This is a genomic window from Nostoc sp. CCY 9925, assembly GCF_963920935.1.
Taxonomy (GTDB): Bacteria; Cyanobacteriota; Cyanobacteriia; order Cyanobacteriales; family Nostocaceae; genus Nostoc.
In genome coordinates, this window is record NZ_CAWUDO010000047.1 from 19,604 (window position 1) to 45,613 (window position 26,010).

Annotated in this window: 19 protein-coding genes and 1 tRNA gene; 12 read left to right on the forward strand and 8 right to left on the reverse strand. The window is 41.9% G+C overall.

Features of this window, described 5'->3' with window-relative positions; genetic code table 11:
- Positions 1-154: 154 nt before the first annotated feature.
- On the reverse strand, positions 155-1,687 hold the full coding sequence (locus ACM0OY_RS22255) for a SagB/ThcOx family dehydrogenase (RefSeq protein ID WP_414571013.1): 1,533 nt from the start codon (positions 1,685-1,687) through the stop codon (positions 155-157).
- Between the two features lie 290 nt (positions 1,688-1,977).
- Between ACM0OY_RS22255 and ACM0OY_RS22260 the strand changes: the two genes are divergently transcribed.
- Together ACM0OY_RS22260 and ACM0OY_RS22265 are read left to right on the forward strand one after the other, a co-directional pair.
- Positions 1,978-2,817: an alpha/beta fold hydrolase gene (locus ACM0OY_RS22260; RefSeq protein ID WP_414571014.1), complete on the forward strand. Its 840-nt coding sequence runs from the start codon at positions 1,978-1,980 to the stop codon at positions 2,815-2,817.
- A gap of 174 nt (positions 2,818-2,991) precedes the next feature.
- On the forward strand, positions 2,992-4,767 hold the full coding sequence (locus ACM0OY_RS22265; protein ID WP_414571015.1) for a protein kinase domain-containing protein: 1,776 nt from the start codon (positions 2,992-2,994) through the stop codon (positions 4,765-4,767).
- Between the two features lie 99 nt (positions 4,768-4,866).
- On the opposite strand, the gene ACM0OY_RS22270 is transcribed toward ACM0OY_RS22265, so the two are convergent.
- The 4 genes from ACM0OY_RS22270 to ACM0OY_RS22285 all read right to left on the reverse strand — a co-directional run bounded on the left by ACM0OY_RS22270 (position 4,867) and on the right by ACM0OY_RS22285 (position 10,300).
- Positions 4,867-5,655: an ABC transporter permease gene (locus tag ACM0OY_RS22270; RefSeq protein WP_414571016.1), complete on the reverse strand. Its 789-nt coding sequence runs from the start codon at positions 5,653-5,655 to the stop codon at positions 4,867-4,869.
- Positions 5,656-5,724: 69 nt separating this feature from the next.
- A complete protein-coding gene (locus ACM0OY_RS22275) occupies positions 5,725-6,708 on the reverse strand; it encodes an ABC transporter ATP-binding protein (protein WP_414571017.1) in 984 nt (327 codons plus the stop codon).
- Between the two features lie 562 nt (positions 6,709-7,270).
- A complete protein-coding gene (locus ACM0OY_RS22280; protein WP_414571018.1) occupies positions 7,271-8,917 on the reverse strand; it encodes an ABC1 kinase family protein in 1,647 nt (548 codons plus the stop codon).
- A gap of 318 nt (positions 8,918-9,235) precedes the next feature.
- Positions 9,236-10,300: a mannose-1-phosphate guanylyltransferase gene (locus ACM0OY_RS22285; RefSeq protein WP_414571019.1), complete on the reverse strand. Its 1,065-nt coding sequence runs from the start codon at positions 10,298-10,300 to the stop codon at positions 9,236-9,238.
- A 115-nt stretch (positions 10,301-10,415) separates the two neighbouring features.
- On the opposite strand from ACM0OY_RS22285, the gene ACM0OY_RS22290 reads away from it, so the two are divergent.
- Both ACM0OY_RS22290 and ACM0OY_RS22295 read left to right on the forward strand, forming a co-directional pair.
- Complete coding sequence (locus ACM0OY_RS22290; RefSeq protein WP_414571020.1) at positions 10,416-11,930, forward strand: LCP family protein; 1,515 nt, start codon at positions 10,416-10,418, stop codon at positions 11,928-11,930.
- A gap of 155 nt (positions 11,931-12,085) precedes the next feature.
- The gene (locus tag ACM0OY_RS22295; protein WP_414571021.1) at positions 12,086-12,616 is read left to right on the forward strand and encodes a pentapeptide repeat-containing protein; all 531 of its coding nucleotides are present in this window, start codon (positions 12,086-12,088) and stop codon (positions 12,614-12,616) included.
- A 162-nt stretch (positions 12,617-12,778) separates the two neighbouring features.
- Here ACM0OY_RS22295 and ACM0OY_RS22300 read toward each other — a convergent pair whose 3' ends face one another.
- Complete coding sequence (locus tag ACM0OY_RS22300) at positions 12,779-16,306, reverse strand: GAF domain-containing protein (protein WP_414571022.1); 3,528 nt, start codon at positions 16,304-16,306, stop codon at positions 12,779-12,781.
- 820 nt (positions 16,307-17,126) lie between these two features.
- Here ACM0OY_RS22300 and murJ point away from each other — a divergent pair.
- The 3 genes from murJ to ACM0OY_RS22315 all read left to right on the forward strand — a co-directional run bounded on the left by murJ (position 17,127) and on the right by ACM0OY_RS22315 (position 20,331).
- On the forward strand, positions 17,127-18,794 hold the full coding sequence (gene murJ / locus ACM0OY_RS22305; RefSeq protein ID WP_414571023.1) for a murein biosynthesis integral membrane protein MurJ: 1,668 nt from the start codon (positions 17,127-17,129) through the stop codon (positions 18,792-18,794).
- Positions 18,795-19,310: 516 nt separating this feature from the next.
- Positions 19,311-19,823 (forward strand): outer membrane beta-barrel protein, encoded by a 513-nt coding sequence (locus ACM0OY_RS22310; RefSeq protein WP_414571024.1) that lies wholly within the window; start codon positions 19,311-19,313, stop codon positions 19,821-19,823.
- 214 nt (positions 19,824-20,037) lie between these two features.
- On the forward strand, positions 20,038-20,331 hold the full coding sequence (locus ACM0OY_RS22315; RefSeq protein ID WP_414571025.1) for a hypothetical protein: 294 nt from the start codon (positions 20,038-20,040) through the stop codon (positions 20,329-20,331).
- A gap of 22 nt (positions 20,332-20,353) precedes the next feature.
- On the opposite strand, the gene ACM0OY_RS22320 is transcribed toward ACM0OY_RS22315, so the two are convergent.
- Complete coding sequence (locus ACM0OY_RS22320) at positions 20,354-21,262, reverse strand: rhodanese-related sulfurtransferase (protein ID WP_414571026.1); 909 nt, start codon at positions 21,260-21,262, stop codon at positions 20,354-20,356.
- 71 nt (positions 21,263-21,333) lie between these two features.
- Between ACM0OY_RS22320 and ACM0OY_RS22325 the strand changes: the two genes are divergently transcribed.
- From ACM0OY_RS22325 to ACM0OY_RS22340, 4 genes are all read left to right on the forward strand, one after another.
- A tRNA-Ala gene (locus ACM0OY_RS22325) sits at positions 21,334-21,406 on the forward strand.
- Between the two features lie 290 nt (positions 21,407-21,696).
- Complete coding sequence (locus ACM0OY_RS22330; RefSeq protein WP_414571027.1) at positions 21,697-22,008, forward strand: hypothetical protein; 312 nt, start codon at positions 21,697-21,699, stop codon at positions 22,006-22,008.
- Between the two features lie 151 nt (positions 22,009-22,159).
- Positions 22,160-22,387 (forward strand): hypothetical protein, encoded by a 228-nt coding sequence (locus ACM0OY_RS22335; RefSeq protein ID WP_414571028.1) that lies wholly within the window; start codon positions 22,160-22,162, stop codon positions 22,385-22,387.
- Between the two features lie 72 nt (positions 22,388-22,459).
- Positions 22,460-22,888 (forward strand): hypothetical protein, encoded by a 429-nt coding sequence (locus tag ACM0OY_RS22340; protein ID WP_414571029.1) that lies wholly within the window; start codon positions 22,460-22,462, stop codon positions 22,886-22,888.
- A gap of 216 nt (positions 22,889-23,104) precedes the next feature.
- Here the strand turns inward: ACM0OY_RS22340 and ACM0OY_RS22345 are convergent, their stop codons facing one another.
- Positions 23,105-23,302 (reverse strand): DUF2795 domain-containing protein, encoded by a 198-nt coding sequence (locus ACM0OY_RS22345; protein ID WP_414571030.1) that lies wholly within the window; start codon positions 23,300-23,302, stop codon positions 23,105-23,107.
- Positions 23,303-24,538: 1,236 nt separating this feature from the next.
- Here ACM0OY_RS22345 and ACM0OY_RS22350 point away from each other — a divergent pair.
- Entirely contained in the window at positions 24,539-25,945 is a 1,407-nt protein-coding gene (locus ACM0OY_RS22350; protein WP_414571031.1) for a lysophospholipid acyltransferase family protein, read from the forward strand.
- Positions 25,946-26,010 lie beyond the last annotated feature (65 nt).

Genomic DNA, 26,010 nt, shown 5'->3' on the forward strand with positions numbered 1-26,010 from the left:
ATGGGTATTATCAGCATAATAGCTATATTAAAAAATAAAAGTAAAAGTATATACAAAATATAGTTGTCGCTAGAGATTTAGCAACCAAATCGACCCACTCCAGACACAGAGACATGAGAAAATCTCTGTGCCCTCTGGCTTGGAGCGGTTCGTTCTATCTTGGGCGTCCAAATGTAGTGATATATAAAACAGCTTCATCAGCAGGAATACCCAGAACTTCATTTACTTGGTCATCAAAGAATCCACCGATGCCGCTAACGCCTATATTTAGGTGCATTGCAGCTAAATTCAGGCGTTGTCCTAAATGGCCAGCATCCATATGTAAGTAACGGTAAACGCGATCGCCATATTGAGCGATGGCAGCCTTAAGATCGGCAGTATGGAACAGTACTGCTGCTGCATCTCGTCCTAATTCTTGCCCCAAACAGAGAAAATGTAACTCTCGGCGGAAATTTTTAAACCGAATTTGCCGTAATTCTTGAGCTTTGGGCGCATAATAATAACAACCAGCCTCCAGTCCTTTGACACCGCAAACAGCAATAAATGTTTCTATTAAATTCAGGTCAAAATAGTCTGGAGAAATATCTAAACTTTGGTCAATGTAACTTTGCGGTTGATAGGTGAAATCGAGTAAACTTTTCAGTTCATCAAAAGTTAAATCATCACCATTGTAAGCACGGGTAGAACGTCGCTTGTACATAGTGATTTCCAGTTCTGAGAGCTTTTCTCCCCAATGTATAGGTGTAGTGGTGGTGGGAATTTTCAAACAGAAAGGAAAATTGTATTTATCCTCCAAAGATTTTTTTTGTTTGATCGCTGGTAGATTAAGCTTGCCAGTAACACCTGGTTGAATCTGAGTGTATTTATGGAAATATGTCAGCAGTTCGCCATCGGGAATTTGTGGATAACTAGTTTCAGTGGCAGAAGGTAAAGCAGTACATCCCAATGGCAGATTTTGATTAATATCTAACAAATCTGCCAGAGGTAGAATGGCGATCGCACCTTCATGTTGTGAATCGACATAAAGCAAATCATTTATTGATTCATCCACAAAACCGCCGATTAAATGGGGGCGATAATCAGTAATCGCACCAGCTAACTCGATATTACCCAAAAGGTGACCCGTATCTAGAAAAATCCGACGATAAGCCCGGTCTTCATAACGCCAAGCAGAACGATAAAAAACCGCCGTAACAATAATTGCCAATTGGGTATTTTCTAGGGAAGGGTGCCAGAAACAAGCTGATTGTAGAGTTTGCCAAACATTACTTTCCCAATAATGCATCAGCGAATGAGTCCGACATTGGTAATTATACAGACCTGGAGGCAATAACGACGTACCACGGGAAACTAAATACACCTCCGCAGGGTATAACCCGCCCGCACTCGGAGCCGCACGTAAATAAACCGCACTTCCCATAGAAGGCATTCTCGCAGTGAGTCCATAGCTGCGAAACAGCAACCGCGACAGTCTTTGCCACCATTGAGCATCTGGATTATTCGCAAATGCCTCTGGCTTTTCTTGGATATAAGGTTTGAGATCGTAAGTAGAGCCAATTTTGTATTCCTTGAAAGGTACTGGCTGCTTAGCCCAATCTAACCTTTGAGTTTTCAAAGCGAGAGTCTCAGGGTCGTATTTAGTCCGTTCGTGATAATGCTGAGCAATTGATTGGTGTAATTCTGGCATAGTACTTTTAATATCCTCAGGGCATCCTTATCTTTGATCTTGGCATTCATCAGTCTCATTATTTCGTGTCAATTAGTACAATCCTCAGATTCACAAAGTGGTATTTGGTAACTCAATTGGGGAAGTGCTGACTGTTGAGTTAGGAGTTAGGAGTTAGGAATTAAGAGTTAGAAGTTAAGAATTATTCTCCCCTGCTCCCTGCTCCCCTGCTCCCCTGCTCTCTGCTCCCCTGCCTCCCCTTTCGCAGTACGATATAAACGCAAAGATATCTCTCCATAGATGGATGTGCAATGATGCCTGTACGTCAAACTTTATCAAAACCTGATATCCAACTTTCTTATTTAGAGTGGAACCAAGGTCAAGAACCTTTACTGTTGTTACATGGTTTAGGTGACCATGCTCTTGTGTGGTCTAATTTGGCAGATTACTTGGCGGCAGATTACCACATAGTCGCACCAGATATGCGTGGACATGGCGAAAGCAGTAAACCAGAGAAAGATTATAGCTTTGAAAGTGCGATCGCAGATCTCGAAGCACTCATGGAGAGTCTCGGATGGACTTTTGCCCATATTGTTAGTCACTCCTGGACAGGCAAATTAGCCGCAATTTGGGCAAGAGAAAACCCAAACCGTTTACGAAGTATGATTTTGATCGATCCAATTTTTATCTGGAGAATGCCCAGTTTCTTCAGGCTAACTTTTCCAATGTTATATCGCTTCTTGCCTTTTCTCAAAACTATGGGTCCCTTCGCCAGTCAAGAGGCAGCCGAACAACAAGCACGGCAATTAAAGCAATATCAAGGATGGAGTTCTCTACAACAGCAAGTCTTCCAAGCCGGAATTGAACAAAAACCCGATGGTATTTGGGGGAGCAAATTTACTATTGCCGCCCGCGATGGAATTTTTGAAGCAGTAATGCAAGTACCTGGTTTTACAATTCCCCTTGACACCCCTGCCCTCTTCATCCAGCCAGAACAAGGACTCAACCGCCAAAATTGGCAAATTCAACCCTACAAAACCTATCTGAAAAACTTACGTATTTCCCAAGTTCCCGGCAATCATTGGCCATTTTTGACACAACCAGGGCCATTTAATCAAACCGTAGCAGCATTCTTGGCAGAACACAGATAAAAAATCTCATGATTATTTAGACGGGATTATCCACACAAGAACAGAAGAATTAAAAATGGGGCATTGGGCATCGGACATTAATTATTCTTCCCCTGCTCCACGGCAGTTGCTCCACTTGGGGAAACCCCAAGACCGCACTGCCTCCCCTGCCTCCCCACTCCCCAGTCCCCACTCATGAGCCTTTGTATCAATCCCGTCTGCCCCAAACCAAATCACCCAAATAATCATCAAAACCGTTTTTGTCAAAGTTGTGGTTCTCATCTGGAATTGCTAGGGCGTTATCGGGTGAAGTCTCTGTTGAGTGACAACACAGGCTTTAGTAAAGTTTATGAGGCATACGAACAAAATACCCCCAAAATTCTCAAGATACTCAAAGAAGATTTATCAAGCGACCCCCAAGCAGTAGAACTATTTCAGCATGAGTTAACTGTCCTTTTGAAACTGAACCATCCTGGCATTCCTAAGGAAGATAGTTACTTCCAATATCAAACCCGAAATGGTTTAGTATTGCATTGCATTGCAATGGAAAAAATTGACGGATGCAACTTAGAAGAATGGTTGCAGCAGCAGAATGAACAGATTTCGCAAGAACAGGCCATCGCCTGGTTAAAACAGCTGACAAAAGTTTTAGATTTAGTACATAGCAAACAATATCTGCATCGAGATATTAAGCCATCCAATATCATGATTCAACCCGATGGACAATTAGTAATCATTGATTTTGGTACCGCCAATGAAATCCCCAAAACCGGCCCAGATGAACTTAGCAACAGCCCTAAAATGACAGCACTAATGTCATCTGGCTACAGCGCCCCAGAGCAAATGAATGGTGAAGCTGTACCACAATCAGATTTCTTTGCCTTGGGACGTACCTTTGTGTTTTTGTTGACGGGAAACCATCCCTTAGATATGTATGATGTCCAGCAAAATTTGTTGCACTGGCAAAATCATGCGAGTAATATCTCACCCTTACTATTAAATTTAATTGATTGGCTGATAGCGCCGGATATAGAAAAACGTCCCAACAATGCCCAGGAAATTTTGCAGCGTTTAGAAGAAATAACAAATCAACTAGCAATAAATAATGCTCCAAATATCGAAAATCTACTAGCAATAAATAATGCTTCAAATATCGAAAATCAACTAGCAAGAAATAATGCCTCAGATATTGAAGTTGTCAATAATTTTGAACCTGAACAGCCACTAGCAATTACTTCAACTTTATCTAATGCAAATAACCAACTGGAAAAGTTACCACTACTCACAGTTTTTGCCGCGTTGCTAGTAGTTTTAGGATTACTTAGTATAATCGTTATAGCGACGCAGACATCAAAAAATTCTTTAATACCAAATTACGGGCAATTTCCGCAAAGAAAAGGTAATATTGATTATTTCCCATATCAACAAGGTAGAGATAGTCAGGGGAGAACCGCCAAATTTAACATAGCTGTTTTATCACTACAATATAAATGGGTTGTAGGCAGCAATTTTCAAATTAAATATAACGATCAAATCATTAGCCTTAACCTTTTAAAGTTGAACTTAGAACAAGAAGGTATACAGAATATAATGGAAGATCCTAGTGAAATTATCTCTGTAGGTACAACTTCTTGTAAGGGTAATATAAAATTTCAACAACGTGTAGCTTTAGAACGTTCCTTACAAATACAACTTTTAGTAAAAAAAATATTTATTGATCGACCAAGCGTCAAAGACTTTCGCTTATTAAACTTGGGTCAATTTCAACGCACTAATTGTCAAGCACATCAAGATTTAACTACATATCAAAGAAGTATTATAATTATTGGCGTTAAAAAAGAATCAACAGGTGTAATTTTAGATGAAGCTTTACGGAATAGGTTAGAAAAAAAGCCTTTTGCTGATTTTAAATTAGAAGATTATTCCTTGGGAACGGTGGATAAATTTAAGACAATACCAAGTAATTTATAATATTTTTCCTTTAACCATAAAATACTATAGTAGTTTTCTACTCCTGTAGCGATCGCAATTCCCTACACTCTTGACTCTGAATCCTGAATTCTGCTGCATTTAAGCTCCCATCCCAGAATACCGCTTCAAACCCGCACGCCAAAGCAAGCGATTCGCACCCAAAAATATTAATATCCAACCCACCATTGAGAAAAATCCTTGCCATACATTTACAGGTAGCCCTACCAAAATACTCGCAGGAAAATCAATCAAATAGGGAAAAGGTGTAAACATCACTATTTTCTGCATAGGTTCTGGAAAAACTTTTAAAGGTGCTATCAAACCAGATAAAAATAGATAAAATAACAACCAAAAATTTTCTAAAGCACTAGCCCGTTCTGTCCAAAAGGCAAACATGGCAAAAGTGTACTGAATTATAAACCGCAAAGTAAAAGCTAGCACCACCGCCAATATAAACAGCAAAAATTGACTTAAACTTGGTAGCCAAAAAGCTTGAGGATAAAGAATAAAAAATAATCCTACTAATAAAAAAGCAAAGCTTAGGCGGGCAAATCTTTCAGAAATATGCCCTGCAATATGATGCCATACTGGATCGAGTGGTTGTAGCAACCTCGGCGAAAGTTTACCTTCTACTACCTCTCTTTCAAAGTCCCAAATTACCCAAGTTACGGTAAATTGCCTGACAATGAAAACCGTAATGAAGTAACGGGCAAAATCTACAGGCGATAATCCAAATTGCCCACCTTGGGCTGCTTGTATCCAGACACCCATGAGGATAATTGGCAAAGTTCCAGCTAAAACCCATAAAATGAGTTCTGCTCGATACTCAACCATATACGCATAGTATACCCAGAGAAAAGTAAATGCTTTTCTGATTATCCGCTTCATTTATTTACTTACCACAACAAAAATTACTCAGAATTCAGAATTCTTGTACAGACGCGATTAATCGCGTCTCTACTCCACAACCCCCGCCTGAAAAACTCGCCCAATTACTTCTTCTACAGGCGGTTCGGTAACTGTTAAATCAATTACCTCTAAATCTGCCAAAATCTTAGATACGGTGCGGGTGAGTTCCTCTCGTGGCACAAGAAAACGTACTGTTCGCCCTTCTAAAAGTTGCACATCTCCATAGGTCATGAGTTTTTGTATTGTTAAAGGTTGGGCTAACTCGATATCGACTTCGCGGTAAGGAGCAAAACGTTCCAACAGTCCATCTAAGCTACCGTCATACATTAACCTTCCTTGGTGAATCAACAGCACCCGTTGACACAAAGCTGTGATGTCAGCCATGTAATGACTCGTTAACAGCACTGTAGCTTGATAAAGTTGATTGTACTCGCGCAAAAAATCACGCACCGCCGCTTGAGCATTTACATCCAGTCCTAGCGTTGGTTCATCTAGAAACAATACCTGGGGACGGTGCAGAAGCGCTGCTAATAGTTCCGCCTTCATCCGCTCACCCAAAGACAACTTCCGCACTGGTTGGGTAAGTTTACCCTCTAGGGCAAGCATTTCTGTTAATTCTCCTACTCGTCGCTGGAACTCTTTATCAGAGATATCGTACACAGCAGCATTAATTTTCAAAGAATCCAGTGCTGGTAAGTCCCAAATCAGCTGCTGCTTTTGCCCCATCACCAAAGTAATTTTTTGCAAAAATGCTTCTTGGCGACGAAAGGGAATTTGTCCGGCTACTCTGACTGTACCGCTCGAAGGATGAATCAGCCCCGTGAGCATTTTGAGTGTGGTGGTTTTACCAGCACCATTTGGCCCCAAAAACCCCACTACTTCACCAGGAGCAATTTCAAAGGAAACCTCCTCAACTGCTTTAATTGTGCGGTAGGTGCGGCGGAAAAAGTGGGTGATTGTGCCTTTAATACCCGGATTTTTTACCGCCACAGGATAAGATTTACTTAGTTTTTCGGCAATGATAGTTGACATATTTTTTATATTAGAACTACAGATAAGCAATTACAGTAGTTTAGAGGTATTTCAGACTACGGATTGAGATGGGAATGGGGAGTAGGGAGTGGTATAGTTCAGTTACTTGAAAAGCGCTGTAAAATTTGCTTTGACACTACTCCCCTAAAGCCCGAAGTTAAGTATTTAAAACGACTTTCCAAACATCTTCTTAACGAGTTATTGTTTGCAATCTAAATACAGATTGGGACTTACGCACTCAGATCCCCCAACCCCCTTAAAAAAGGGGCTTTAGACATTTCCGCCTTTTTAAGAGGGGTTAGGGGGGATCAGGGTTTCAAGCTTCAGTGCGTTAGTCCTGTACAGATGAAGCTCAAACACAAATGAATACAGATAAATTATTGTAGGTCAAAGATTTAAGACCCCTGTCTTACAAAGTTGAGGCAGTCCGTTGGCGGGGTTCCCCCGCTTAAAGGAACTTTGAATTGTTAACTGTGTTCGTCTGTAGTTCCAAATAATCAAACATAGATTTAGGTGTCATAGATTCCCATATTAGGAATTACCTAGCCAAAAAGCATCAATTTTACCGTAAACGTCCCGATCGCAATGTACTAATAATTAGCCACAAACCCAATAAACTAGCGGCTGCAAATAGAACGCTGCTTAAAAAAGATAGCTGCGCTGTCTGCGCTCTGGTAGTAATAATTGCTGCCCCCATAATTAGCGAACCCACCAAAATGCTAAAAGACAATCGGTTAGCAGCATCGTCCATAGTCCGCCGCACCCCATCTAAGCCTCGCAGTGATAAATTCCACTGTAGGGTTTCGGAGGTAACTCGGTCTAATAAAAGTTCAATTTGTCGGGGAGATTGGAGGGACAGGCTTTTAAGATCCAAGGCTGTTCTGAGGAGCGATCGCATTGGATTATCCCCTAATAACTGCCGACGAAACAAGTCTGTGATTAATGGCTTGACTTCATCAAAAAAATTCAGATCTGGGTTAAATGTCCGCGCTACGCCCTCTAAATTCGCCAGGGTTTTGGCATACAATCCCATATTGCTAGGTAATCTAATTTTATTGTTGCGAGCAACTTGTAAAACTTCATAAATTATCTGACTGAAGTTTATTTGCGTGAGGCTGACGTTGTGATATTTTCGCAACATGCGATCGTAATCATTTTCTAACCGCGATAAAATTACTGGTTGAGCAGAATCAGAGAGCTGCAAAGTTAACTGAGCGCACCGCTGAGCATCTAAATCAACGATCGCTAACAACATTTCTGTTAATATCTGCTGTGTCCGGGGATCGAGTCTTCCCACCATCCCACAGTCTAACAGGGCAACTCGACCATCTTTGAGATAAAACAAGTTCCCTGGATGGGGATCGGCATGAAAAAATCCATCTATATATAGTTGCTGAAAAAATACCCGAAATAACAAAGTAGTTATTTCTTGACGTTTGACGGCAGAGTCTTTACCGTTGGCGTTGCTGTCTAAATCCGCTGACAGAAACGGCACTCCGTCCAACCATTCCATCACCAGTAATTTTTCTGTGGTCAAATCCCAGTAGATTTCGGCAACTACTATTTGTGTCGGATCGTACCAACGACTATTAGATAAGTTGCGCCGCAATTGGTCTGTAAAACCTGCCTCTCGTGTAAAATCTAATTCGGCTTCTAGAGCTTTGGTAAATTCTTCAGCAATGGATTTGATTTCATAGGTTTGCCCAAAATCAGTACGCGCCACTAAATCGGCAATACCTTGAATTAAAGCAATATCTTGGCTAATAGTAATATCAATTCCTGGACGCTGCACTTTGAGAGCGACTTCTCGACCATCTATTAATGTAGCTCGATGCGTCTGGGCAATCGATCCCGCTGCCACTGGAACAGGATTGATTATGCTGAAAGTTTCTGCCAGTGGGCGTTTTAGCTCTTTACGGATGATTATTTCCACCTCTGACCAGGGAACTGGAGGTACCTCATCTTGGAGGGTTGACAGTTCTTCTATGTAAGCGGCACTGAGTAAATCTGGACGGGTGGAGAGTAGCTGACCGAGTTTGACATAGACTGGGCCTAAATCTATCAAGATATTTTTTAGAACCGCAGGTGTAGGAAGCTGGGGTTCATCAGCTTTGCCACCAGTTAGTAACCTTCGCATATAGTCCCAGCCATTGCGAAGGAAGACTTCAATGATTTCTCGTTGACGGGGAACGGTTTGGGTTAGGAACATTTTGGGATGTGGGGAGTGTGGGGAGGTGGGGAGTGGGGAGGTGGGGAGATGGGGAGACGCGGAGAGTGGGAGACGCGGGGACGCGGAGAATAAAAATTTTTTGATGCCCCTGAAGTTCTCAAGCCTTAGCTCAGACTTCTCTTTGCGTCCCCCTTCGGGTTCGGAAGTTTGGAATCGACGGGAACCGCCAAGACTCCAACTTCCTCACCGTGTCCCCGCCTCCCCGCCTCCCCGCGTCTTCTTCTCCTGCTCCCTTTTTCGACATTCAAGTTATAATGAGAAAATAGACTTTTTAGCCTCTGCCAAGGGTTTTAACTTTTACAGCAGGTCGGTAAATCGGGAATCGCTTTGGAGAATTTTCAAGATCTGCTTGATTTCCTGTGTACGTTCTTTTTTAACAACGAGGGTGACGTTGCGATCGCGCACAATCACTACATCATCTAAACCAATAGTAACAACTACATCCTCTGGATTTGAAGCATAAATAATTGCCCCCTGCGTATCCAGTCCTACATGTGTACCAATTTCTACATTTGGAGTCTCTTCAGTTTTCAGTAAGCGTTCAATCGCATTCCAATCTCCTAAATCGTCCCAACCAAAGTCAACTGGCAAAACGTATGCTAGACTTGTCTTTTCCATGAGTGCATAGTCTATACTCTTCTTAGGTAACTGGGGATAGACATTAGGCCCCTGTTGTTTTAAAGGTTCGATAATTTCTGGAGCATGGGTGTGTAGTTCCTTGAGAACAACTCCTGCCCGAAAGACGAACATGCCACTATTCCAGCTAAAACGTCCCGCAGATAAAAAAGTTTCTGCTATTTCACGGTTGGGCTTTTCAGTAAAGCGGTTGACGTGATAAGCTGGCAACTCATTAAAGCTACCTATTTTTTCACCTTGTTCAATGTAGCCGTAACCGGTTGATGGAAAAGTAGGCTTGATCCCCAGTGTGACGATGGCTTCTTTGGTCGTCGCCAGTTGCGTAGCTGCACTTAGTGTGCGTGCAAACGCCTCTTGGTCGGCAATCCAGTGGTCAGCAGGGAAAAAGCCAATAACAGCATCTTCTCCATAACGTTGTTTGATTTCTAAACTTGTCCAAGCAACGGCGGCGGCGGTGTCTCTTCCTTCTGACTCAATTAGTAAGTTCCCAGATGGTAGATCGGGTAATTGTTCTCGTACCCCTTGGGCTATCTGACTAGAAGTGATTACCCACAAGAAATCCCACCCGCCAGCGAGTTTTAACAACCGATCGGCGGTTGCTTGTAATAAGCTTCTAGAGCTACCATCAAGACTTAAAAATTGTTTGGGTCGGTCTCGCCGGCTTAAAGGCCAAAAACGTTCACCTTTACCACCAGCAAGGATTACAGGGAACAATAAAGTATTCATGTTGTCATACACGTCTACTGAAGAACATTACAAGTTTACAGTGAGGTTTTCCACTGGCAATATTTGTAGCTTGCATTAACATACTTTTAGGGAGTGGTTCAGTGGGGAGATAATCGTGATAAAACAAGTCGAATGGTCGGAAAATCAGGTCACATCTCAACAAGTAGTATTTGAAGATGAAGTGCGATCGCCGGAACTTGAAGATCCGGAAAATCAAGCAACACTTCAATCAATAGCAGACCCCCAGGAAGAGGTCGAACTCAAAGCGCCAGCAAATACCAACCGTAGCGTTGTCGAATCGGTGGGTGCAATTCCCAATCAGCTTTATGAGAGATTGGGCTTGACCATGCCTCGATGGCTGTTATGGTTCATGACGATTGTTATCGGCATCATTTTATCTGGGCTGCTGGTGTCAACGTTAGCGTTATGGACTCCTTTATGGAGCAATTTAGATCGAACAGATGATGATTTAGGAACCGGTACTAAGGACGAGCAAAAAATCCCATTACCGGGTGAGTTATGGAGCAAAATTTCTCAGTACAAGCTTTCACGACCGATGAATATCCTCATTATGGGGATTGAACCAGTCAGTGGAACTGTTGATGGTTCGCCAGAAAGCTTTGCTGGTAAAAGTGACTCTATGCTGCTAGTACGGCTCAACCCTAATGAAAAATCTGTACGGGTGCTTTCGATCCCTAGAGATACGATGATTGCGATCCCAGAAAAGGGAGAAAAGGGTTTAACTAAGGTATCTGATGCCAATGCCCAAGGCGGTCCAGTCTTAGCTGCACGGGTAGTTAGCCGTACTTTAAACAATGCCCCAATCGATCGCTATATTCGCATTTCTACCAGCGGTTTACGCCAGTTAGTCGATCAATTAGGCGGAGTAGAAGTCTTTGTTCCCCAGTCAATGGAATATAAAGACTCCAGCAGTCAGCTGTCGATTAATTTAGTCAGTGGCTGGCAAACCCTCAACGGCGAACAAGCAGAACAGTTTGCCCGGTTCCGCGAAACCGGTTTGGGAGATTTGCCAAGAGTGCAGCGTCAGCAAGCACTCATAGCAGCCTTACTGCAACGCCTCAATAGTCCCACCCTATTACCCAGGTTGCCTCAATTAACTCGCCTGATGCGAAAATACTTTGACACCAACCTGAAAATGGAAGAAATGATGGCGTTGGTGAACTTCGGTCTGAATTTAGATCGAGATAACTTCCAAATGACCGTTTTGCCTGGTACGTTTAGCCGCTTTAGCAAAGACCCTGATAGCTATTGGCTGAATATGACAGGGCAACAAAGCCTGTTGAATGATTATGTTGGGGTAAATGTACCTGGTCTCAAACCAGATATGCGTCGGGTTCCTAACCTCAAAATTGCTATTCAAAATGCTTCCAATCAACCTCAGTTAACTGAAAAAGTTATTGCTTATCTTAAACAGAAAGGCTTTACTAATATTTACAAAGTTCCTGATTGGCCAGATACCCAGCGTCAAACTCAGATTGTTGTCCAAAAAGGTAACCGACGAGTTGGGGCTGATTTGCAACAAATCTTAGGTTTGGGTCAAATCGAGGTAGCGGCTATTGGTGATTTAGAATCTGACCTCACAATTCGTATTGGGAAAGATTGGAAATAATCATTGGCCAAACAGGGCATTGGTCATTGGTCATTGCTAAATAACAAAGCACAAATGAAAAAGCGTAAAGTCTGAGCAGAGGAAACCTCTGCTCAGACTTTGTAAGATATAACAAAGGACAAACGACTAATGACTAATGACTAATAATTAAAGTTATGAAAAAGATTTTATTCCGCTTTTTTGGTTTGATTGTGATTTTGATACTAGCAGTTATGTGGATAGTACTTAATCCCAAACCTGCTTTTGCTCAACTAAACACAATCAACTACAACAATATAAATTTAGAAAATCGTGACTTTTCTCATGCTGATTTGGCAGGTGTAACTTTTGTGTCAGCAGAAATGCGAGGGACAAACTTTCAAGAAGCTAATTTAACCAACGCAATTCTGACTAAAGGAGTTTTATTAAAAGCAAATCTGGAAGGCGCGAACCTTACTGGCGCTTTAGTCGATCGCGCAACTATGGATGGTGCTAATCTAAAAAATGCCATATTTACAGAAGCAACTTTAACCCGCAGCCGCTTTTATGATGCTGATGTCACTGGCGCTGATTTTAGCGATGCTTTAATTGACCGCTATCAAGTCTCGCTGTTGTGCGAAAAAGCCGATGGCATAAATCCAGTTACAGGTGTGTCAACGCGAGATAGTTTGGGTTGTAGGTCAATTTCTCAATCATCCCGCAGCTAGCTTTGTAATTGGTGCACTGGAAGACTGGCAAAAAAGTAAAGGGTAAAAATTTCAATGAGAACAGTAAAAAGTGTCCAGTATAAACGTATGTAAGAAAACATTTATCCTGAACACAAACTGAAAATTTTTCTTTTTATGAGAATTATCAAAAGCCAGTGGACATTAATTATCTGTGGGAATTTTAATTAAAAACTCTGTTCCTTCTCCGGGTTTAGACAAACATTTAATTTCACCATGATGTTTTTCAACCACAATTTGATAGCTGATAGACAATCCCAATCCTGTACCTTTACCTGGTTCTTTTGTCGTGAAGAAGGGGTCAAAAATGTGCGATCGCACTTCCTCTGGCATACCGAGACCATTATCAGCTATTCTAATTAAAACTTGATTATTAATAATTTGGGTACTAATCCAAACAGTCAAGGGAATCTTTGGGGGTTTTTCTCCCAATTCTAAATATTTTTGCTGTAGAGTTTTGAATTTTTCCTCTAATGTATCAACACTGTTACTCAGGAGATTCATAAATACCTGATTTAGTTGTGCAGGATAGCATTCGAGTAAAGGTAAGGTGCTATATTCTTTAATAATCTCAATAGCTGGGCGATCGCTATTATTTTTCAGCCGATGTCCTAAAATGAGCAAAGTACTATTTAATCCTTCATGAACGTCTACTGCTCTCAATTCTGCCTCATCTGTACGAGAGAAGTTTCGCAGTGATAGCACAATCTCATGAATTCGCTCTGCTCCTATCTGCATGGAGTCAACTGTTTTGGGTAAATCTTCAATAATAAAATCCAAATCAGTCTTTTGAATTTGATTTTGCAAATCTGGAATTTGCCGATAAAGTTTCACTACGTCCAGCAGTTCTTGAGTATATTCTTTTAAATGTATGAGATTGCCAAAAATAAAACTAATCGGGTTATTAATTTCATGAGCAACTCCAGCCAAGAGTTGTCCTAAACCTGCCATTTTCTCGCCTTGAATCAATCGGCTTTGAGTTTGTTTTAATTCTTGCAGGGCTTGAGTAAGTTCTGAAGTTTGACGTTTAGTTTGTTCGAGCAATTCTGCTTGCTGAATCGCAATTCCTAATTGCACTCCTACTTGAGCCAAGAGATTAATTTCCTCTTCTTTCCAATAACGCGGTTGAGAATTTTGATAAGCAACTAACAACCCCCATAATTTTTCACCTTGGCGAATAGGAACGAAAGTTTCGTTCCGCGGAAGTTCATTATCATCATCTGTATCTTCAAAGGTTTGTATAATCAATGGTTGAGTTTTGACCACAGGTTTCCAACCATCTTTAAAGGAATCTGCTACAAATTTACCGCTCCAATCTGAGTTAAAGCGGTAGATTGCAACTCGCTCTACTTCCAGTAGCTCTCGCACAGCTTGAGTAGTGGTTCTAAAAATTGTTTGAATATCAAGGGATTGACGTATTTTATCAATAGTAGCAGCCAACAATTCTTGTCGTTCCATTGCTTTTTCCCGTTCGGTAGCTTCTGCTAACTGGACAGCTTGCATTTGAACTTGTTTGAAATACGAATCTTGTTTTAATGCTACTCCTAATTGCTCGGCGATTTGAGTTGCAAATTCAATTTCTGACGCTTGCCATTGACGAGGAGCATTACATTGATGAATACACAGCAAGCCCCAAAGTTCGCCCTTTTTCAAAAGTGGAGCGACCATATTGGCACGCACTTGAAATGTTTGTAGGATTTGCACATAACAGCCTTGAAAATTTTCTTGATAAATATCAGCGATCGCATTTACTCGACCTTGAGCATAAAGCGGTGCAAAATATTCACCGAAGCAGTGATCGTAAACTTTTTCTGCTATTGCAGAAGTCCAACCAGCAGCTACATCTTCATAAACAAATTCTCCTTCCCAGTCATTTTGAGAATTAAAGCGGAACACCCCTACTCGGTCGGCTTTGAGTAGTTGGCGCATTTCGGTAACAGATGTTTGAAAGATGGTATCTAAATCTAAAGATTCACGAATTCGAGCAATAACACTAGTCAATATCTTTTGTTGCTCTGCTTGATATCGAGCTTCATGCAAAAGTTTGTTATGTTGTAAAGCAACTCCTAAATTTTCGGCAATTTGGCTGACAAATTCAATTTCTGAAGGTTGCCAAGTTCGAGGATTGCTGCATTGATGAACACACAACAATCCCCATAATTGACCTTGCTTCAACAAGGGAACCACTAGATTAGCCCGCACTTGAAATCTGCCGAGAATCGCCGCATGACATTGACTTAATCCTGCGTCGTAAATATCTGCTACTGCTTGCACGCGACCTTGTTGATAATCAATAGCAAACTGTTCCCCAAAACAGTGGTCATAGACTTTCGCTGTGATTACTGAGTCCCATCCAGTTACAACATCTTCGGAAATAAATTCTCCTTCCCAGTCTTTTTGAGGGTCAAAACGAAAGACTGCTACTCTGTCTGTTTGTAGCATTTGCCGGACTTCGGTGACAGAAGTTTGAAAGATTGTGTCCAAATCCAGCGATTTACGAATACGAGTAATCACGCTGGTTAATGTTTTTTGTTGTTCTGCTTGATACTGAGCCTGTGCTAACAACTCGTGATGTCGCAGTATGACACCAATTTGTCTGCCAATTTTGGTCAGTGATTCGACTTCATAGGATTGCCATTCTCTAGGTGAAGCATTTTGGTAAGCAGCAATCACTCCCCAGAGTTTGTCCCCTTGCAGAATCGGGGCAGTTGCAAAGGCTTTTGCTTGAAATTGCTCTAACAGAGTGACATGGCAATCTGTTAATCCGGCTTGATAAATATCATTAACTGTAAATGTCTCGTTTTTAAGGTAGCGTCCCCCTTGAGTTTGTTGTAAATAAGTATCCGCGATCGCAGGTTGAATACCAACTAAAGCAGTCCACTCTTCGCCAAATGATTCAGCCACAAAGCTACCACTCCAATCTGCATGGAAGCAAAAGATCGCAACTCGATCGGCTTGCAGTAGTTTGCGTATTTCTTCAGTTGTTGTTTTAAAGATGGTGTCAAGATCGAGAGGCGAACGAATTGTATCAACAAGCTGAGCGATTACTTGGTCGCGCTGGGCTGCTTGAGCTAATTTTGCAGCTTGTAATTGGACTTCATGGAGATGCTTTACTTGTTGAATAGCAACTGTTAAATGGTCAGCAATTTGGCGAATAAATTCAATTTCTGATTCTTTCCAACTACGAGCCTCACTACACTGATGGATGCAAATTAATCCCCACAGTTTCTTCTCTCCTAATAAAGGTACAACGAGGTTGGCACGGATCTGAAATTGACTCAAAATTTTTATATGACAATCACTCAGTCCCGCTTCATAAATGTCAGCAATTGCTTGCACTTTTCCCTGTTGATAACTAGCAGCAAATTGTTCTCCAAAGCAGTGGTCGTAGACTTTTACTGCCATTGTCGAAGTCCAACTAGGTGCAACATCCTCAGAAATAAATTCTCCTTCCCAGTCTTTTTCAGAATCAAATTGAAAGACTGCTACTCGGTCAGCATTGAGCAACTGACGCACTTCTGTAACTGTAGTTTGGAAAATCGTCTTTAACTCAAGAGACTCCCGAATTCGTACAATCACACTCGCGAGAGCCTTTTGTTTCTCTAGTTGCTCTTGAAGTTGAGTACTTGACAATAGAATTTGATTTTCCGCGAAAGTTGAATTGAGTTCCATTGCTATTGATTTGAGGGATTTTTCTACAAAGATTTATCATGTCAAACTTCGATTGAACAGTGCCAACCTTCTGGGTATGACAAACTTCTTCTTGAAGTATTCAATTCTTTGAAAGAAGATGGTTAGTTTTATAATTCCCCTTTCTTGACCTATCTTCACAACTTGTTAACAATCAGTCATTAGTCATTAGTTATTGGTCACTTGTACTGAGCGTACCCCTGCGGGAAAGCAAGCTACGCGTAGCGTCTCGTAGAGAAGCCGTTGGGGCAGCCTCTTGTAGAGAAGCATTAGTCCTTTGTAAGCACAAATGCCAAACCGCAAAGTCTCTTGGGTACTCCTTTCGTACAGAAGGAACGCTACGCCAACAAAGAAGCAAGCTACGCAGAGCGTCTTGTAAAGAGGTTTGGGATCGTCAGAAGTTTGTCAGAGACGACAAATGACAGATCTCACTTATGATAAGTGCAATTAAAATGCGTCAGAGCTTAGCTTAATTGTTGATTGTTCGCTAAATTTATTGAATGTCTAAGTATAACTTGGCATAAAATTTTAGCGTTTTTAAACACATACAAAAATATGTAGACGGGCACTGGCTGATGCCTATCTGATGAAATATTCTTGTAATTTTGGACGATCGCCTTTCTCCTTGTAGTGCGTCTACTTGGTGAAAGGCGATGTCTGGCGACAAGCTGCTTTGCATCTACGCACTTGATGAATTGCCGTTAAACTAATGACTGACTTATCAAAATTAGCCTGACAGACCCTAAAATTCAGGTTAAATGTTTTCAGATATACACTCTGCAAGAGTATTCAGGTATTCTTCGTGACACAACAAGATCAAAAACCCTCTCGTTCTTTCGCTGGAATTGCTGGCATTGTTGCCATTGCCACATTAATTAGTAAAATCTTTGGTTTAATTCGGCAGCAAGCGATCGCTGCTGCTTTTGGTGTTGGTGCGGCTGCCACTGCCTACAGCTACGCTTATATTATCCCTGGCTTTCTATTGATATTACTAGGTGGTGTGAATGGCCCATTACACAGTGCGATCGTCAGTGTTTTAGCCAAGCGTAAGCAACAAGAAGCTGCTCCCCTGGTGGAAACAGTCACAACACTGGTGGGTGGATTGCTGTTACTGGTGACAGTCGCTCAAATTTTCTTGGCAGATGAGATTGTTGATTTAGTCGGTCATGGTTTAGACCCAACAACCAGAGCGATCGCTATCCAACAAATCCAAATTATGGCACCGATGGCTTTATTTTCTGGATTAATTGGTATTGGCTTCGGTACTCTCAATGCCGCTAATCAATATTGGTTGCTCTCCATTAGTCCTCTGTTATCCAGTATTACAGTTGTCATCGGCATTGCTTTCATGACTATGCAACTGGGTAAGGACATCATCAAGCCAGAATACGCTTTTATCGGTGGTATGGTGTTAGCTTGGGGAACCTTGGCAGGGGCAATTCTCCAGTGGTTAGTGCAGCTAGTTGTCCAGTGGCGATTAGGACTAGGTACATTGCGACTGCGGTTTGATTTTAAATCCCCAGCTGTCCAAGAAGTAGTTAAAATCATGACTCCGGCAACAATTTCCTCAGGGATGATGCCAATTAATTTTGCCACCGTGCTTTACTTCGCAAGTCCCATCCCTGGTGCTGCTGCGGGCTTCAACTATGCTAATTTGCTAGTACAAACTCCCTTAGGAATTATTTCTAACATCATTTTGTTGCCCTTATTACCAATATTTGCCAAGCTTGCGGCTCCAGAACATTGGGATGACCTAAAATTACGTATTCGTCAGGGACTGTTGCTCAGTGCTGTCACCATGTTACCTCTGGGAGCGCTGATGGTGGCGCTATCTGTACCCATTGTCCAGGTGGTTTACGAACGCGGTGCTTTTAAGGGGGATGCGACACAGTTAGTTTCGGAGTTGCTAATTGTTTACGGCATTGGGATGTTTGTTTATTTGGGGCGCGATGTCTTGGTGCGGGTTTTCTATGCTTTGGGCGATGGACAGACACCCTTTCGCATCAGTACTTTTAATATTTTTCTCAATGCTGCACTCGATTGGATTTTGGTTGGGCCTTTTGGCGCACCCGGTTTGGTATTAGCAACAGTGGGTGTAAATTGCAGTTCTTTATTGATGCTGTTGTGGTTGCTCGATCGCAAACTCAATGGTTTACCTTGGCGTGAGTGGAGTGTGCCAATTCTGGGTTTAACTGCGGGAAGTGTGGTTGCTGGGGTAGCCAGTTATGGAACTTTGATTGTTTCTCAACAATTGTTAGGTAAAACAGGTTTACTGATTATGCTTTTGCAATTGTGCATATCTAGCTGCGCGGGAATTGCGGTGTTTGCGGCGATCGCTGCATGGATGAAAATACCAGAGGTGAATTCTTTTGTAGATCGTCTGCGTCAGCGCTTTTGGAAAAAAAAGAGAACTTACGCAAAGGTAACGGAAAATCCAACCGCAGAGGACGCAGAGGACACGAAGAAATAAGAGTTGCAGAGAGTTATTGCCTAAATATTAAACAAGTAACATGCGATAGGGTAGCACAGCTGTGCTGCCCTAATTTTTTTGAATTCTATAGCAGAAGGCAGAAGGCAGGAGGCAGGAGGTAAAAGTATTACTATTCCTAGCTTCCATGCTTTCAAAATGTCCTAACCTGTGTGACTACGGCTATAACCCTCTTCTGTCACTTTCCGAAAACATTTGCCATTTCTGAATCTTAGAGCTTTTGTATAGCAAGCGATAGCACGATTATTTTCTAATAACAAATACAAGGCCTATTTTTTTCTAATAGTATAGCTTGTATTGATTGTCTCATGAGGCTTCTAGCGATCGCCCTCCCGGAGAGTGACAGAAGAGGGATAAATTTGCGATTTTATCACCCAAGTGGGTGATAAACAATTCAACCACCAAGGTGAACCGAGTGTGGGAGGTTACATTTTGTAAAAAAAGAGATTCTGGTACTAGAGAACATTGATATTACCTAACTCTAGTAAGAAGAATCTTATGAAACTGACAAAATTAACTGCTTCTTTCCTCGCTGCTGCTTCCATTATCCTTTCAGGTGGCATTGCTTCTGCTCAAACAGCAGGTACTAACGCTAACTACATTGGTGCTGGTATTGCGGCTGGTGCAACTAGTGGCGGACAAGGAAACGATGATGCACAACTTGGTGGGAATGTTCAAGGGCGTTACGCCGTTCCCAATGGACCTGTTTCAGTACGGGGTTCTGTGCTGTATGGTGGTGATGCTGCTGCCATTATGCCCATAGTTACTTATGATGCGCCCATCGCCAGAAACACGAACGTTTACTTCGGTGGTGGTTATTCTTTCGTAACTGACGAAGGTCAAAATAGCCCATTGGGCAATCGCAATGCACCTGTAGTCACCCTTGGTGTTGAATCAGAAGTTGCTAACAACGTCATCGCCTACGGTGATACGAAATGGGGCATTGACGCTTATAGAAATAGTGATGCTGATGCTGTGAGCTTCCAAGCAGGATTGGGCTATCGCTTCTAACGATCGCAATAGCTGATTCGGAAGCTAAAGCTAATGATATCTGATAAGTGCGATCGCGATTTCCTCTCTCATATCTGAGTCTCTGGACTCAGATATGAATCTTTTTATCAATCATTTTTATTTATGATTTTGACAAAAAAAGGTATTGGTTATTATTCATAGTTTCTCTTAGAGTGAAATTATAAATTTTTAATGCTTGTATTAGATATTACTCATGGACAAGATTAATCCCATTCCAGAAATGGTTGGTGAAACAACAGACGTGGAATCTTGGCTGATTCGGGCAGGGCTAAGATTTTCAGACTTAGGTGACGATGCTGCCAGTAGAGCAATTCGTCAGCAATGGCGAGAGTATCAAACCGCAGTTCATAGATGCTGTGTAATCCTACATCAGCCACCATCAAAGGTTCAACTTGGCGGCGATTATGCCAAGCTGAGAATACCTGGTGGTTTAGCGGGGCATGAGCACAAGGGCACAGGGGCACAGGGGAAAATTCCTAACTCTTAACTCCTAAGTCATTACTCCCAATCTATTCCTTATTTTTATTAGCAATTTGGCTTTGGTAGTGTCGCCATTTTTCTTGTTGACGCGCTCTTTTTTCATCAGTTAGGCGATCGAAACAATGAGCACAGGAGATACCTTGCTCATACTTGGGGGAGAGTTTATCTTCCTCAGATATTGGATGCCCACAACACAGGCATAATTCATAATTTCCTTCCTCCAACCCATGACTGACGGCTACCCGTTCATCAAAGACAAAACATTCCCCTTCCCATAAACTTTCTTGGGCTGGAATTTCCTGCAAATATTTGAGAATGCCGCCTTTGAGATGATAGACTTCTCCAAAGCCTTGGGCAAGCATAAAGGATGAGGCTTTTTCACAGCGAATGCCGCCTGTACAAAACAGAGCAACTTTTTTGTGTTTTGTTGGGTCGAGGTGGTGGCGTACATAATCGGGGAATTCCCGGAATGAGCCAGTTTGCGGATTTTCTGCTCCTTGAAAACTACCGATATTCACCTCATAATCATTGCGGGTGTCAATCACAGTTACTTCTGGGTCGGAAATTAAATCATTCCATTCCTGGGGAGCGACATAAGTGCCAACTTGTTCATTTGGGTCAATTTCTGGTAACCCTAAAGTGACAATTTCTTGCTTCAACCGCACCTTCATCCGCTCAAAAGGTGGAGTTTGGGTATAAGATTCCTTGTGTTCTAGGTCAGCTAGACGAGAGTCAGAACGCAGAAACCAGAGAACAGAATCAATCGCCTGACGCGAACCTGCAATTGTACCGTTAATTCCTTCTTCTGCCAGCAAAATAGTTCCCTTGACACCTTGCGCTTGGCAGTAAGATAGCAAAGGTTCTCGTTTTTCGGCAAAATCTGGCAGCTTGACGAATTTATACAGTGTTGCGACAACCTGGATATTTTCTGGCTTCATCCCTTTAGTAATTGAACAATATAAGTTACAATAACAACGGCAAACAAAGTTACCTACTATTTTAATTTTACGGGGGTTTAGCTCAGTTGGTAGAGCGCCTGCTTTGCAAGCAGGATGTCAGCGGTTCGAGTCCGCTAACCTCCATTGTTACCACAGAGTCTAACGGTTGCACTATTGCTAAACATCGTACTCTCCCAATAATGCAGACATGACCGCCTTTGCCAGGAGCTTGAGTTCGGCATCAGCTAGCAAATGCAGCCCGACTCTGAAAAACCTTGCTCTTTGATGAGGATATATACGCCAAAAATTTACCACAGAAAATACAGAATACGTCCTTTAGTAGAACCAGAGCCACGAGATGGAGGCAGTATCTTGGAATCAAAGCTATCTTATTAGTCTTTGATTGATTACAACTTCTGCGAGGTTACTCGTTTATGAAATTTTTAGTATTTCTCAATACTGAATCTGGAGAGCAACATTGGCAAGGACAAGCTGACTCACTTGTGGAAGCAGAAAAAAAAGCCCTTGCCGCCATTGATGCACACAGCAAAACAATCAGTGATACATCTATATGTTGTCAGTGGCACTGGCAATATAATCCTGAACTGGGCGACACTGAGCATTGCGATAATTGCGGTCATCCTGTCTACTCGGTGGGCGAAGAGTATTATTGCTCAGAATGCGCCCAACGATTGCGACGAGCCGAAGTAGATGGAGAACTTTACACGCATCGACATCCAGTTTAGACAAGAACTTACAGCAGAATTTAGAAGTCAGAATTCAGAATTAGAATACTTTCTCTGCCTAGCTTTGAGACATAGATAATGTACTTTATGAAGTTGAAATTTGCTGTAGTGCTACATCCAGTTAATCTATCATTTTACAAGTGGAGAAATTATGAATGATATCAACCAAATTATCCTCGAACAGCTTCGTTCTGGGGGAAAAACTGCTGGAGAACTTAAAGATGGCCTTGAGTGTAGTTATAGTGTTCTTGACAGGGCTTTGCGTGAACTGATTGAAGCTTCTGAAATCGAGCCAGGATGGAGTAATGATGATTGTCCTGTAAGAATTTATCAACTTAAACGCAAACAAGGAGCTATTCCTTTTTGGATAAATCAATAAGCTCCAAAATGTACGATTCATTTATTTTACAGGTTTAGCTCATGGCTATCAGAACCAAAAAAGATAAGAGTTATGATAGATGAACTACATGAAATTCTCATTGATATTATTCAACGCTGGCTAGAACAAGATAGCGACCCACCAAGCTGCCGACTTTTTTCTCGTTCTGTTTCTCTAACAGAGTTAATTGAGATTAAGACTATCAAAGAACAAGAACAAATCACTTACCAAAATGCTTGTTCCCAAGCAGGCCTGCGATGGCAACAATCTCTAAAACTTCGAGCTTGTGAGGGTGATTTAGTTCGCGTTCCCTTCCTGGCACAGATTAAAATAAAGTACGGTTTAGAACGCCTCCAACAGCAAATTGATAGTGATTTTTTAGTAAGTTCTACCAATTGGTGTAACCAATATGGATGGACGGATTTATTTGTATTTGAAGGTCGTTTCTGGGCTTTTCCTCATGACGCCGTGCTACCATTGCCTATTTCTGAGGCATCATAGCTTATGAATATGTGACAGCTAGGAGGCAATCTAATACTTGTCGGTTAAAGGGGAAAGGGAAAAGGGAAAGGGTTTAAATTTATCCCTTACCCTTCTTTTCCCAGATCGTCGCACCAGAAGTGAAAAGTAGTTATCCGATAAATATTGGGAGGCAATCAGTCATTCTGTACTGCTACCCTCGAAGTGACGCAATTTATATTAGTTTTTTACTAACACTTATTCGCTGCCTCCGATAGCTTGACTGACATCAGTTAAGGTTTGATACTGTTTTGGAGGTAATTGTTTCAAGGCTCGCAAAACAACCTCGTCAACGCCTTTTTCTTCTGCGTATCTCAGCAATTCTTCTCTGCTGATTGGGTAATTAACTTCATTCAAATTGTTTTGTAATTTTGATAAATTGACTGTAGCGCTCATGATTTTCCTCCAAGTCTAATATTGTATATTTACTCAACAAGATGGTTCTTGAGTTTAATACTCGTTCTGGGAACAATTGAAAACAGTTAGTTACAAATGAAGAAAGCCTATCCCCAGCCAATGTACTTTTGACTCAATTTGATTTATGGTCTTATTTCCTCGGTAAACTTCCTCGTTGCCACACTCAGGTTTTTAGTCGCCTAATTGACACATAAAATTTCCACGTCTGCCATCTCTAGCTTCAGACATACCTGCTCGTCAATTCATGCTCCTTAAGTAAGATTTGGCGTTGTTGCACTTCACACCTGAGTCTTAACCGTCACAAAATCTGCTTGAGCCAATCGAACTACCAAAAATTAGCGAGAACTTGCCGCCATCACCAAAGAAATAGATGTGATTAGTGAGTGAAGGCGTAGGCAGGCATGGAAACGAGATATAGCAGAAGGCAGAAGGCAGGAGGTAAAAGTATTACTATTCCTAGCTTCCATGCTTTCAAAATGTCCTAACCTGTGTGACTACGGCTATAGCTGCAAGGGAAGTGCCTGTGATAACTGGAGTAACGTGGGTCAACAGTTCGGTCTACACTTACAGGGTATTTCAGGTAAATGAAGTACACGGGTAGGGGCGTCAACTTAACGTAAAAGGTAAGTCTGACAAGCATTTGACAATTTTTCCATATACCACCTAGATTTTAGATCCCCCCTAACCCCCCTTTTTAAGGGGGGAACTAGAATCGAATGCCCCCACGGGGGTTGGGGGATCTAAAACGACGGAAGATTGAGTGTTTGAGCTTAAGTTGACACCAATGGACATGTTGTGCACCTACAATTATCTCTACCTCACCAAGTTGGAATTTGCTATATGTGTTGTGCAGTTTCCAGAGGTGGCTTCAATAAATTCTGGTTTCCTCTATTTGGGACATCCAAAAATTAAACTACTCAATTCCTGCATCCAATACGACTGATTTCTTCTCCCTCTGCTCAGCAACTGCCTCCCCTGACCCCGGCCACTGAGCGTAGTCGTACTCCTACGGAGAAGCAAGCTACGCGCAGCGTCTCGTAGAGAAGTGCTGCCCACCAAAGCGATTGATTATTTTTTTATTTGGAAGTCCCTTTTGCCGTAAATTCAAGATTCCACGTTTTAAATAGTAATTTTCATAACAGGGATAGGATTGCTATAGAATCGCTGTTAGCTTAGATATTGTACGATCGCTAAAAATACAATCTGGAAAGCGACTTGCCTAGATCAATTCAATCTACTCAACCACCACTGAAATTTATCCCCCAACGGTTTAACCCATCGGTACTCTACATTTTTCGATGGTTACTCCCAATAGCGCTACGATTCCGGACTCGACCTTGGTTACCGGCTGGTATCGTCGGAATTGAGGCTGAGAATGTTGAGGTCTTAGCTGAACTTTATCAACAATTCCAGGCTGGAAAAATTCGCTTTTTGTTGGCATTTCGCCACCCAGAGGTAGAAGATCCTCTGTGTATGCTGTATTTGCTTTCTCGGATTGTGCCACAGGTTGCGCGTCAGAAAAATATTGAGCTGCAATACCCAGTTCACAGCTATTTTCTTTATGACAGGGGTATGACGGTTTGGGCTGGAAACTGGCTGGGTTGGTTATTTTCACTGGTGGGAGGTGTGCCGGTTCGTCGCGGTAGGCGATTAGATCGCCAAGCCATCCAAACAGCACGGGAGTTGTTTGCTAATGGCCAACTGCCGATCGCAGTGGCACCCGAAGGCGGTACTAATGGTCATAGTGGCATTGTTAGTCCGCTAGAACCTGGTGTTTCCCAAATGGGGTTTTGGTGTGTAGAAGATTTGCAAAAAGCCAACCGTTCTGAGACAGTTTTAATTGTACCGATCGCCATTCAATATTCCTATGACCAGCCACCTTGGTCAAAATTGGATTGGTTATTGAGCAAATTGGAAGCTGATAGTGGCTTACCTGTGATGGAAATTACTCAAGGCGAACGTGAAGAAATTTACTATCAACGCATCTATCGTCTTGGTGAATATTTAATTACAGAAATGGAAGAATTTTACCGTCGTTTCTATCATCAAGATATCCCTAAAACCGTCTCAATTGATGAATCTACTAATCCTAATGAAGTATTAATTGAAAGACTCCATCGCCTACTAGATAAATCTTTAGCAGTTACCGAGCAATATTTTGGAGTTCAGCCACAAGGAAATTTCATTGACCGTTGTCGCCGTTTAGAAGAAGCTGGTTGGAATTATATTTACCGCGAAGATTTGCCAGATATTAATAATTTGCCACCCTTCAAACGCGGTTTAGCAGATTGGATTGCCCAAGAAGCAGACTTGCGAATGCGGCACATGCGGATTGTAGAAAGTTTTGTTGCAGTCACCGCTACTTATATTAAAGAAAAACCGACAGCAGAAAAGTTTGCGGAAACAACTTTGCTAATTTTTGATATGCTTTCTCGAATTAAAGATACCACACTTGCGGGGCGACCCAGGTTAGGTTTGCGACGGGCAAAAATTACTGTGGGAGAACCAATTTCAGTTAGTGAACGCTGGGAAAAAAGTCAAGGAGATCGCCACGCGTCTAGGCAAGCTGCGAGCCAATTAACTAAAGATTTACAAACTGCTTTAGAGAAAATGATTAGTTGATAAATAAAATATCTTGAAAAAACGCGATGAATCGCCGTCTCTACAATAATCAATCTTTTATAGAG